This window comes from Thermomonas beijingensis (assembly GCF_020034655.1).
Lineage (GTDB): Bacteria > Pseudomonadota > Gammaproteobacteria > Xanthomonadales > Xanthomonadaceae > Thermomonas > Thermomonas beijingensis.
On the sequence record NZ_JAIQDJ010000001.1, the window covers coordinates 1,221,390 to 1,232,873 of the forward strand.

General features: G+C 59.1%; 10 protein-coding genes. 8 read left to right on the forward strand and 2 right to left on the reverse strand.

Annotation, left to right across the window (positions count from 1 at the left end; translation table 11 throughout):
- The first annotated feature begins 4 nt into the window (after positions 1-4).
- From zipA to K7B09_RS05765, 8 genes are all read left to right on the forward strand, one after another.
- Positions 5-724 (forward strand): cell division protein ZipA, encoded by a 720-nt coding sequence (gene zipA / locus K7B09_RS05730; protein WP_223627641.1) that lies wholly within the window; start codon positions 5-7, stop codon positions 722-724.
- The gene (gene ligA / locus K7B09_RS05735; protein WP_223627643.1) at positions 718-3,060 is read left to right on the forward strand and encodes an NAD-dependent DNA ligase LigA; all 2,343 of its coding nucleotides are present in this window, start codon (positions 718-720) and stop codon (positions 3,058-3,060) included. The genes zipA and ligA overlap by 7 nt, the downstream gene beginning before the upstream one ends.
- 11 nt (positions 3,061-3,071) lie before the next feature.
- Positions 3,072-4,118, forward strand: coding sequence for an EF-P lysine aminoacylase EpmA (gene epmA / locus K7B09_RS05740; protein ID WP_223627645.1), 1,047 nt, complete (start codon positions 3,072-3,074; stop codon positions 4,116-4,118).
- A 132-nt stretch (positions 4,119-4,250) separates the two neighbouring features.
- Positions 4,251-4,997: a DUF3011 domain-containing protein gene (locus K7B09_RS05745; protein ID WP_223627647.1), complete on the forward strand. Its 747-nt coding sequence runs from the start codon at positions 4,251-4,253 to the stop codon at positions 4,995-4,997.
- 74 nt (positions 4,998-5,071) lie between these two features.
- Positions 5,072-6,130: an S-methyl-5-thioribose-1-phosphate isomerase gene (gene mtnA, locus K7B09_RS05750; protein ID WP_425507835.1), complete on the forward strand. Its 1,059-nt coding sequence runs from the start codon at positions 5,072-5,074 to the stop codon at positions 6,128-6,130.
- 156 nt (positions 6,131-6,286) lie between these two features.
- Entirely contained in the window at positions 6,287-8,848 is a 2,562-nt protein-coding gene (gyrA, locus tag K7B09_RS05755) for a DNA gyrase subunit A (protein WP_223627651.1), read from the forward strand.
- Positions 8,849-9,232: 384 nt separating this feature from the next.
- Positions 9,233-9,622: a helix-turn-helix domain-containing protein gene (locus K7B09_RS05760; protein ID WP_223627653.1), complete on the forward strand. Its 390-nt coding sequence runs from the start codon at positions 9,233-9,235 to the stop codon at positions 9,620-9,622.
- 46 nt (positions 9,623-9,668) lie between these two features.
- Positions 9,669-10,124, forward strand: coding sequence for an integrase core domain-containing protein (locus K7B09_RS05765; protein WP_223627655.1), 456 nt, complete (start codon positions 9,669-9,671; stop codon positions 10,122-10,124).
- A gap of 86 nt (positions 10,125-10,210) precedes the next feature.
- On the opposite strand, the gene K7B09_RS05770 is transcribed toward K7B09_RS05765, so the two are convergent.
- Together K7B09_RS05770 and K7B09_RS05775 are read right to left on the reverse strand one after the other, a co-directional pair.
- A complete protein-coding gene (locus K7B09_RS05770; protein WP_223627658.1) occupies positions 10,211-10,537 on the reverse strand; it encodes a hypothetical protein in 327 nt (108 codons plus the stop codon).
- Positions 10,534-11,484, reverse strand: a 951-nt coding sequence (locus K7B09_RS05775; RefSeq protein WP_223627660.1) for an RHS repeat domain-containing protein, incomplete at its 5' end; no start/stop codon positions are given. The genes K7B09_RS05770 and K7B09_RS05775, both read right to left, overlap by 4 nt.

Genomic DNA, 11,484 nt, shown 5'->3' on the forward strand with positions numbered 1-11,484 from the left:
CTGGATGTCGGATTTGATTTTGCTTCGGGTGGGAATTGCGGTGGCTGTTTCAGTGCTGCTAGGGGCCATCATTTTTTTCAGTCGTAGCCGTAATCAAGGTCAAGGGCGTCGCCTGCCGCGCGCATCCGACCATGCCGTTGGCCAACGCGTTGAGCCATTCGCAAGTGACACCGACGGGGGTGCGCAATGGGATGACACCACGGTGCAACAAGAGCAACTGCCGTTGCAAACAGATACATCGCAGCAAGCATTGGGCAAACGGTATATCGACCAATTCGACCGCATCATCGCCTTGTATGTGGCGGCTACGGTGGACAACAAGCTACGCGGGCCAGACATCGTGGTCGCTGCTGAAAAGGCTGGCTTGGTGTTTGGCTACATGAACGTGTATCACCGGCTGGTGGATGGTCGTCCGGATGCCGGGCCGGTATTCAGTGTGGCCAATATCGTCAAGCCTGGCAGCTTCGACATGGCTGATATCGAGCACCTGGAAACCCCCGCGATTGCATTCTTCCTGACCCTGCCTGCGCCCATTTCCGCGTTGGATGCGTGGGAAACCATGGAGCCGGCCGCACAGCGCATGGCCAGCTTGCTGGGTGGAGTGGTGCTGGACGAAGAACGCAACGCATTGGGGCGTCAGCGCATTCAACATATTCGCGAAGAATTGCGCGCCTATGATCGGCAGAACGCCGTGCAGCCGGTGAGCAAACCGGCACGTTGGTGAACACGCCCGCCAGCCGTGCTGCCGAGTTGCGGCAGCGTATCGAGGGTGCCAACCGGCTTTATCACGAGCTGGATGCGCCGGAGCTTACCGATGCGCAATACGACGCGTTGGTGAATGAGCTGGAAGCCTTGGAGCGCGCGCACCCGGAACTTGCCGATGCCACATCGCCAACACGCAGAGTAGGCGCTACACCTTCGGGCCGATTTGCCCCCGTTGCGCATGCGATACCGATGCTGTCATTGGGAAATGCCTTTAGCGACGCAGAGGTAAACGACTTCGTGCGCCGTATTGGCGAGCGGCTGGAGCGCGACACGCTGGTGTTTTCCGCTGAACCCAAACTGGATGGATTGGCCATCAGCCTGCGTTACCAGAATGGCGTGTTCGTGCAGGGCGCAACGCGTGGCGATGGCACCACCGGCGAGGATGTCAGCGCCAATCTGCGCACCATTGCAGATATTCCGCACACATTGCAGGGAGCAGGTTGGCCCGCGGTACTGGAAGTGCGTGGCGAAGTGTATATGGCGCGCGCCGATTTCGAGCGTTGGAACCAGCACGCCCGCATGCATGGAGGAAAAGTGCTTGCCAATCCGCGCAACGGTGCCGCGGGTTCACTGCGCCAACTTGATGCCAAGATCAGTGCGCAGCGGCCACTGAGTTTCTTTGCGTATGGCATCGGGCAGGTGGAAGGTGGCAATTTGCCAGACACGCATTCGGCCACATTGGCACGGCTGCGTGACTGGGGGTTTCCAGTCAGCGATTTGGCCACGGTGGTGCAGGGCGCAGAGGGATTGCTGGGCTATTACCAGCGCATCGGAGCAGCGCGGGATGACTTGGCATTTGATATTGATGGTGTGGTGTACAAGCTGGATGACTATGCCGGCCAGCGTGAAATGGGGTTTGTTGCCCGCGCGCCGCGTTGGGCGATTGCACATAAGTTCCCGGCACAAGAACAGACGACTGTGCTCGAGTCGATCGAGGTCAATGTTGGCCGCACCGGAGCAGTCACACCGTGGGCGCTGATGCGTCCGGTGCAAGTGGGTGGCGTGACTGTCAGCCGTGCCACCTTGCACAATGCCGACCATGTGGCGCGGCTGGATGTGCGCAACGGCGACACCGTGATCGTGCGGCGTGCGGGCGATGTGATCCCGGAAGTGGTGCAGGTCGTGTTGAAGCAACGCCCGCCGCACACGCAGGCATGGGTCATGCCAACCAACTGCCCCGTTTGCGGATCTGAAGTGGTGCGCGAAGAAGGTGCGGCGGTGTGGCGTTGCTCGGGGGAACTCAGTTGCCCTGCGCAACGGGTGCAAGCGGTGTTTCATTTTGCTTCGCGGCGTGCGATGGATATCGATGGCCTTGGTGAGCGCTATATCGAAACACTTGCCGAAGTAGGGCAGTTGCAGGATGTGTCGGATCTGTATCGGCTCACACTGGATGATTTGCTGGAGATGAAGCGTCGCGTCGATGCACGGGATGGCTCAACGCCAGAGTCCGTGAAGGCCGGCAAAGTTGCGACCAAGTGGGCGGATAATCTGATCGCTGCAATCGCGCGCAGCCGCAATACCACTTTGTCCAGGTTCTTGTACGCACTTGGCATCGAACACGTGGGCGAAAGCACTGCCAAGGCATTAGCACAATGGTTTGGCGATCTTGCGACGATTCGCCACCTGCCATGGCCACTATTCAAACGCGTACCGGATGTCGGTGGCGAAGTGGCGCGTGCGTTGGGGCACTTCTTCGACCAACCCGGGAATCAGCAGGTCATTGAGCGCCTGCTGGAACGCGGCGTACGTATTGGTGACAGCCACGCACCCAACCCGGCGTTGGCTGAGGCCTTGGATTTGGCGACACTACTGACCGATCTTGATATTCCAAAACTCACGCCGATGCGCGCCGCCCAGCTAGGCGCAGTGTTCACCGACGCGCAGGCATTGCTTGATGCCCATGAGCACACACTGGCGATCGCTGGTTTGCCGGTTGATACCGCCAAGGCGCTGATTGCATGGTTAGAGAACGACACCAATGCCAGCTTGCTGGTGCGCAGTGCACAGGCGCAAATGGAATTGCGCATGCGTTTGCCGGAACGCAATGCACAAGCGGATGGCCCCCTGCAAGGCAAGACGGTTGTGCTCACAGGGACGCTGTCGTCGATGGGTCGCGATGAGGCGAAACAAAGGCTCGAGGCACTGGGTGCCAGGACGGCAGGAAGTGTGTCCAAGAAGACCGGTTTTGTGGTGGCTGGCAGCGAAGCTGGTTCGAAATTGGCCAAGGCCGAGGAGCTTGGTATTGAGGTCTGGGATGAGGCCAAGCTGCTGGCGTTTCTGGCGCAACACGAATAAACATTTCACGCATGAAAAGCCGTAGCCCCTCACCCCAATCCTCTGCTCCCCAGGCGGGGGCGTGGGGGCAAATCCAAGCTGAGGTGCCGCTGGATTGGTGTCCAACTGCGGGCTTTGATGCGATCCGCCTGCGCGCTCGCTTCAACCGGCTTGTGCGTGAGTTCTTCCACACTCGCAACGTGTTGGAAGTTGAAACCCCGGTGCTGTCACTGGCCGGTAATACCGAACCCAACATCGCCTCGTTTTCGCTGGAATTTTCCGGCCGCACCAACGGCGCGCCGCGCACGCGTTGGTTGCGCACATCGCCGGAGTTCGCGCTCAAGCGGCTACTGGCAGCTGGCGTTGGTGATTGCTATGAGTTGGGCCGGGTATTTCGCGATGGCGAAGCCGGTGGTCGCCATAACCCCGAATTCAGCATGCTGGAGTGGTACCGCATCGGTTGGGATCACCTGCGTTTGCTCGAGGAAACCGTGGCGCTGGTGCGCGCTGCATTGGCCCTGGTGGGCCGCGATGGCGGACTTCGCATCACCACCTTTCGCGATCTTTACTGGCAGGCATTGCAGCTGGATCCACTGACTGCGGACAGTCAGGTGTTGCGTAATGCATTGGGCGATGTGGACATCGATCCAACAGGCCTTACCCGTGACGACTGGCTGGACCTGCTGATGACCCATCGCCTGCAGCCGACGTTCGATCGCGACAGCCTGCTGGCGGTGCATGACTGGCCGGCCTCGCAGGCGGCGCTGGCACGCATCCGCAACGATGATCCGCCGGTGGCCGAACGTTTCGAGTTGTATCTAGGCCCGCTGGAATTGGCCAATGGCTATCACGAACTCTGCGATCCTGGCGAGCAGCGTGCGCGCTTTGAGCGCGATGCAGCGGTGCGTGCGCAGCGCGGTTTGCCCAGGGTTCCAATGGACACGGCGTTGTTGGCCGCGATGGCACACGGATTGCCCGCTTGCGCCGGTGTGGCCGTGGGAGTAGACCGATTATTGATGGCAATGTTGGGGACATCGCGCATCGCCGAACTATTGGCATTCGAGTTCGCGAAGGCCTGATTTTCAAGCTGAATGCGTAATATCTGACAAAGGGGCATGCCCGCAGTTTTTGCCTGCGATTCATCCGGCATGGCTAAATTCAACGTACGAGGATCGCGCCCATACCGGGCCGAGGGAGCCAGGAGCACCACCATGCGTCACTTGATTGCCGTTGCCTTTACGCTGTTGGCGGCTACTGCCGCCGCCCCCGCATCTGCCCAGTATTACGGTGATGATGGCTACCGTGGCAATGATTACCGGAGTGGCCGTGTGCGGTGTGAGTCTGATGATGGTCGCTACCGCGAATGTCCCATTGGCGATGGTCGCGCGACTTTGGATCGTCAACTTTCACGGAGTGCGTGCATCGAAGGACGCAGTTGGGGGCAAGGCCGTGGTCGGGTTTGGGTTGATGACGGTTGCCGTGCCGATTTCAGTGTGCGCGGCTATGGTGGTGGTTATAACGACGGCTATGGCGGTGGTTATGGCCAAAGCGTGCGTTGTGAATCCAACGATGGGCGCTACAACCGGTGTTCTTTACCCGGACGCGGACGCGCGCAATTGGTACGCCAGATTTCCAATAGCGCCTGCATCGAAGGGCGCAGCTGGGGCTCCGACTACGGCAGTGTGTGGGTGAGTAATGGCTGCCGTGGAGACTTTGCCGTGAGCCGCGGCAATGGTGGTTGGGGTGGTGGTTGGGGCGATTCTGGAATCGGCGGCCGCGTCTTCCGCTGCGAGTCCAATGACGGGCGCTACAACGAATGCGCAGCCAATACCCGCGCCGGTGTGCAGCTGATTCGGCAATTGTCCAATTCACCCTGTATCGAAGGCCGCAGCTGGGGCTATGGTCGAGGTGGTATTTGGGTGGCGCAAGGCTGCCGTGCGGAGTTTCGTAGCTACTGAGTCAATGCCCTTGGCAGCAGCAACCGGCACCCGCGTGGTGCCGGTTTGCGTTTGCAATGACGGATAATGCGCGGATGAAGACATCCGACTTTGATTTTGACCGTTACGACCATGTGCGCCCCATCCGCTGGACCGGCGATGTGCTGGAATTACTGGATCAACGCAAGCTGCCGTTCGCCGTGGACTATGCCCGTTGCGCGACCTGCGATGCGGTGGCCGCTGCCATCCATAGTTTGACTGTGCGCGGTGCCCCGGCGATTGGTATTGCCGCGGCATGGGGCGTGGTACTGGCCGCACGCAGCTTGCACGCCGCGAATGGTCTGGCAGCCCTGCCATTGCTGGAACCTGCCCTGCAGCGTCTGAATGCCGCACGTCCTACGGCGGTGAATTTGGCATGGGCACTGGCGCGCATGCGCGGCGTCCTGGCCCATGCGGGCGCGGACTGGTGCGAGGCGTTGGAGCAAGAGGCGCACGCCATCGAACGCGAAGACTTGGCGGCAAATCGGCATATGGGCGCATTGGGTGCGGCGCTGATTGCGGCGGGTAGTGGGGTGCTGACCCACTGCAATACCGGCTCACTGGCCACGGCAGGCTTTGGTACCGCACTCGGGGTGATCCGCGCCGGCGTTGCGCAAGGTGCAATTGCGCAGGTGTTCGCAGGCGAAACCAGGCCCTGGAATCAGGGCGCACGCCTAACTGTATGGGAGCTGCAACAAGATGGCATCGACGCTACCTTGATTGCCGACTCCGCCGCCGCGCATTTGATGAAAACCGGGCAGGTGCAATGGGTGATCGTGGGTGCCGACCGCATCTGCGCCAATGGGGATGCCGCCAACAAGATCGGCACCTACCAACTGGCTATCGCGGCCCGCCACCATGGGGTGAAATTCATGGTGGTAGCACCGTCTTCCACCGTGGACATGGCCACCGCCTCCGGTGAATTGATCGAAATCGAGGAGCGTGATCCGGCCGAATTGCTGGCATTCCGCGGTAAACGCGTGGTGGCCGAAGGCGTGCGCGCATGGAATCCGGTGTTCGACGTGACGCCGCACGATTTGATCGATGCCATCGTCACGGAAAAAGGCGTGGTGGAACGGCCGGATGCACAGCGCATGCGTGCCCTGTTCGGGTAGTGCGATAACTGCTTGATCCTTCATGCAATCGGGGTGCTTTCAAGGCCCCCGGATGCTATAATTTCCCGTTGCTGAAATTCCCGCAAAACACGCTTGCGAAACTGATTTTCGCAGGCTGCGTGCGGGCCTGAAATCACGCTATACAACGGACACACGATGGCCGATCTCGCCAAGGAAATCATCCCCGTCAAATTGGAAGACGAGATGCGGCGCAGCTACCTCGATTACGCGATGAGCGTGATCGTGGGGCGCGCACTTCCCGATGTCCGCGATGGTCTGAAACCCGTGCATCGGCGCGTACTGTTTGCGATGAACGAACTCGGCGCACACAGCAACAAACCGTACTACAAGTCGGCGCGCATCGTCGGTGACGTGATCGGTAAATACCACCCGCATGGTGACCAGTCGGTGTATGACACCTTGGTACGCATGGCGCAGCCATTCTCGCTGCGCTACCTGCTGGTGGACGGGCAGGGCAACTTCGGTTCGGTGGATGGCGATCCGGCGGCGGCAATGCGCTACACCGAGGCGCGGATGGCGCGGCTCAGCCATGAGCTGATGGCCGATATCGACAAGGACACCGTCAATTTCCAGCCCAATTACGACGAAAAAGAACAAGAACCCACGGTCATGCCGACCCGGTTCCCGAACCTGTTGGTCAATGGTTCGGCCGGTATTGCGGTGGGCATGGCCACCAACATCCCGCCACACAATTTGGGTGAAGTGGTCGATGCGCTGCTGGCGCTGATCGACGATCCGCAGATCGATATCGACGGCCTGATGGATTACATCCCCGGCCCGGATTTCCCCACCGCCGGTATCATCAATGGCGTGGGTGGCATCCATGTGGCGTATCGCACCGGCAAGGGCCGCGTGCGCATGCGTGCCAAAGCCGATATCGAAGTGGCGGACAATGGCCGCGAATCGATCATCGTCACTGAAATCCCGTATCAGGTGAACAAGGCCAAGCTGATCGAAAAGATCGCGGAATTGGTCAAGGAAAAGAAGCTGGAAGGCATCAGTGAGTTGCGCGATGAGTCCGACAAGGACGGCATGCGCATCTTCATTGAAATCAAGCGCGGCGAATCGGCCGAGGTGGTGCTGAACAATCTGTATTCGCAGACCCAGATGGAGTCGGTGTTCGGCATCAATATGGTGGCATTGGTGGACGGCCGCCCGCAGTTGTTGAACTTGAAGCAGATTCTGGAAGCCTTCGTGCGCCATCGCCGCGAAGTGGTCACCCGCCGCACGATTTTCGAATTGCGCAAAGCACGCAGCCGCGCCCACATCCTCGAAGGCTTGACCGTTGCGCTGGCCAATATCGACGCGATGATCGAGTTGATCAAGACCTCGGAAAACCCGGGCATCGCCAAGGAGCGCATGTTGGCACGGGTATGGCAGCCGGGTTTGGTGGGTGCATTGTTGGGCGCGGCGGGTGCCGAAGCCTCGCGCCCGGAGGACCTGCCGATGGGCGTGGGTTTGCTGGCGGACGGCTATCAGCTGACGGACATCCAGGCGCAGCAAATTCTGGAAATGCGCCTGCACCGCCTGACTGGGCTGGAGCAGGAGAAGCTGACTGACGAATACCGCGAGCTGCTGGAAGAAATTGCCGGCCTGATCCGCATCCTCGAAAACCCAGATGTGCTGCTGGACGTGATCCGCGGTGAGTTGCGCGACGTCAAGGCCGAGTTCAATGACCCGCGCCGCAGCGAAATTCGCGCATCGGAAGAAGACCTCGACATCCTCGACTTGATCGCACCGGAAGATGTGGTGGTGACGCTCAGCCACGCCGGGTATGCCAAGCGCCAACCAGCCACGGCCTATCGTGCGCAAAAGCGTGGTGGCAAGGGCCGCAACGCGGCGGCCACCAAGGACGAGGATTTCATCGACCAGTTGTGGTTGGTCAACACCCACGACACTTTGCTCACCTTCACCAGCCACGGCCGTGTGTTCTGGCTGCCGGTGTACCAGTTGCCGGAGGCCGGCCCGAATGCGCGTGGTCGCCCGATCATCAACTGGATCCCGCTGGAAGCTGGCGAGAAGGTGCAGGCGGTGCAGCCAGTGCGCGAATACGCAGACGGCAAATACGTGTTCTTCGCCACCAGGAACGGCACGGTCAAGAAAACCCCGCTGACCGAATACGCCTTCAAGCTGGCGCGCGGAAAAATTGCGATCAATCTAGCCGAGGGCGATGCGTTGGTGAATGCCGAACTCTCCGACGGCAGTCGCGACATCATGCTGTTTGCCAGCAATGGCAAGGCCGTGCGGTTTGCCGGCGACAGCGTGCGCCCGATGGGGCGTACCGCCACCGGCGTGCGCGGCATGAAGCTGGCCGCTGGCGAGCAAGTGGTCAGCTTGATCGTGCTGGACGGCGATGGCGACATTCTGACTGCCTGCGAACGTGGCTATGGCAAGCGCACCGTCGTTGCCGACTTCCCGAAGAAGGGCCGTGGCACCCAGGGCGTGCTCGCCATCAAGACCTCCGAGCGCAATGGCCCGTTGGTGGGGGCAATCCAGTTGTCCAATCACCACGACGTGCTGCTGATTTCCGATGGTGGCACCTTGGTACGCACCCCGGCATCGGCGATTGCACAGGTAGGCCGCAATACCCAAGGCGTCACCCTGATGCGTATGGCCGAAGACGAAAAATTGCAGGCCATTGAACGGCTGGATGCCAGTTTGGACGAGACCACGGACGAGCCCCCTGCGGCGGTCTGATCGCGACAGAAATGCTTGACCCACAAAGCCCGGCCGCAACGCCGGGCTTTGTCGTTTGCGGTGGCTGGGATTTCGGGGTAAAGCCCTCCGCTGCGAGGCGAAGCGGGCAAGCGAAGGCAGGGTTTCAGCTTTCGGGACGTTTATGGGGCAGGCAATGCTGAACTGCCCGGCGTCCCGTTCTCGCACAGATACACGCCACCAGCATCGCATACAACAAAGGCCGCAACTTGCTTGCTGTCGATAAATGTACCTGACTCCATTAATTAGGGGGATTACCGGCCATCAGTAATCGCGCACCACAACCCCGCAAACAACAAGGCCCGCAACTTGCGTTGCGGGCCTTGTACGTCTCGGGGTTTTGATTCAAAGCCGACCTGGCTCACCATGCATTTCGCCGCCCAACTCGTGCGCTTGCGCAAGCAACGCGGATGGACCCAGCAGGCCCTCGCCGACGCGCTGGAACTGAACCTCACACAGGTCAAGCGCTACGAGACAGGCGCCTCGCAGCCGTCGCTGGAAGCGCTCAAGAAGATCGCCATCACGCTCAGCGTGACGCTGGACGAACTGGTCTTTGGGGACGCCGAACGCGGGCCCGATGAGACGCTCAAGCTCAAGTTCGAGGCGCTGCGCCAATTCAATCCGGAAGAGCGGCTTATCGCCGAGGGCGTGCTTGATTCGTTGATCGTCCAGCACCAAGCCAAGCGGCTGTTCAATACGCCGCAGGCGCAAGCCAACGTTGCAACCGCACCGGCTCGCAAACGCGCATCGCGTTAAGCCCACTACAACCTCATATACAACAAGGCCCGCGAATGCGGGCCTTGTGCGTCATGGGCGATCAGGAAGTGAACCTGACCCCGTTATTGGTCGCGTCATCGGCTGGGCGATGGACGACCACCAACGCCTGGATCTGACCGAACGCGCACTCGAGATGGCGCTACAGCAACGTCACCCGAAACCCGGCCTGCTCCTTCACCACGATCGCGGCAGCCAGTACACCGGGGCGCGGTACCGGGCAAAAGCGGAGGCAGCGAAAATCCGGCTGAGCATGAGTCGTCCGGGCCTGCCGTACGACAACGCCATGGCCGAGAGTTTCTTCGCCACGCTCAAGCTGGAACTGATGGACGATAAACCGTTCGAAACCCGCGACGCCGCACGCACGGCGGTGTTCGAATATGTCGAACTGTTCTACAACCGCATCCGCATGCACTCGGCCCTGGGCTACCGGACACCGATGCAGGCGGAGTGGGATTACCAAACCGTCAGGACTGTATCCTGACTACCTGTCTGTGGAATGCGGGGCAGTCCAGCCTGAACCCCTTTACCACCGCTGGTGTTGCGTTACGGAGTTGAACTCGCCGCCCTTTATTTCGCCCCCTTTGCCGTATCAATCCAAATTTCGCCTGTTCTGCGATCAACAATTACTTTCGTGAAAACACAAGCCTTATCAGATGTCACCTTTGGCGTGAAGCCAAATACGAAGCTCGATTTATTCTCTAATATTTGGGTATGCCAAGCATATTTATCTCGACTGCAAGTTATCCCGTAAAGACTGTCACCTAAGGCATCTGATGCAACTCGCAACGCATAATTACGATCAATAAGCCCTTGATCTGATGAAATAAAAAAATATCTTGCCAAAACTAGGATCACCAAAAACATCAATGAAACAGCAATGGCTGCAGTTTTCATTTCCATCCCCCCGGCAAAGGTGCGTTCCCTTCTATATCTATTCGATATCCCATTCCAGGGCCATTAATTAGAATTCCTATTCCATTAAAAATATCTCGTGACAATAGCCGCATGCGCTCACCTTCAGCGGCAACTCCAAATGGATTCTTAAAGTCAAAATTATATGTGTCAGCGAGAAATCTAATGCTTCCATCCGGATTCGATACTGCAGTAACAGTTCCGTAAATCGCCCCAGTGTCATATCGAAGTGGGGTATGAATTAGATAGGAGCCATCAGGATTTTTTCGATATGTGGCCCCCTTCAAATTAAGTTGTTTCGCCCCTACAATCACAGTGGAACCACTCCCCCTGCGCCAATGTGCAACTGCCTCATTCCAATTAAAGCGTCCTATTCGCCACTGTCCGCTAGTGAAATAACAGTCCCGGGTTACCCAACACCCCTTTGGAGGCTCCGGCCTCTGTGGTTTTTCTTCCGGCTTGGGCTCCGGGCAAGATTCAGTTCCGCACGGCTTCTGCTGATTGGTTGCCGCCCGCCCATCCGGATCCATAAATCGATACGGATTATCGAAGGCGTAGGCAAAACGATTGAAAAACCGCATATCGCCGTTGTCATAGGCCGTCACCGGATCCACACTCAAAAACCGCCCAATCTGCGGATCAAACATGCGTTGTTGCATGTTGATGAGGCCGCTTACTGCATCCATCACATGCCCGGTATACCCGGCGCGGTCATCGTTGTTTCTGTTGAGCAGCCTCCCATACGGTTCGTACTCGCTGGTTTCGATGATAGCGCCCGCTGCATTGGTTTTGGCGATGGGGCTGCCTAATGCATCGGTGTGGAAGTAGCTGATGGTGGGCGCGTTGCTGCCGATGGGGCGGGTGATTTCGGCCAATAGGCTGCCGGCCAGATAGACGTTGTTGATGCGCTTGCTGGCGGGTTCGTCACG

What these genes read in the sequence shown, in the direction of transcription:
- zipA (WP_223627641.1), top strand. Translation starts at nt 5, where the DNA reads ATGTCGGATTTGATTTTGCTTCGGGTGGGAATTGCGGTGGCTGTTTCA.
- epmA (WP_223627645.1), top strand. Translation starts at nt 3,072, where the DNA reads ATGAAAAGCCGTAGCCCCTCACCCCAATCCTCTGCTCCCCAGGCGGGG.
- K7B09_RS05745 (WP_223627647.1), top strand. Translation starts at nt 4,251, where the DNA reads ATGCGTCACTTGATTGCCGTTGCCTTTACGCTGTTGGCGGCTACTGCC.
- mtnA (WP_425507835.1), top strand. Translation starts at nt 5,072, where the DNA reads ATGAAGACATCCGACTTTGATTTTGACCGTTACGACCATGTGCGCCCC.
- gyrA (WP_223627651.1), top strand. Translation starts at nt 6,287, where the DNA reads ATGGCCGATCTCGCCAAGGAAATCATCCCCGTCAAATTGGAAGACGAG.
- K7B09_RS05760 (WP_223627653.1), top strand. Translation starts at nt 9,233, where the DNA reads ATGCATTTCGCCGCCCAACTCGTGCGCTTGCGCAAGCAACGCGGATGG.
- K7B09_RS05770 (WP_223627658.1), bottom strand. Translation starts at nt 10,537, where the DNA reads ATGAAAACTGCAGCCATTGCTGTTTCATTGATGTTTTTGGTGATCCTA.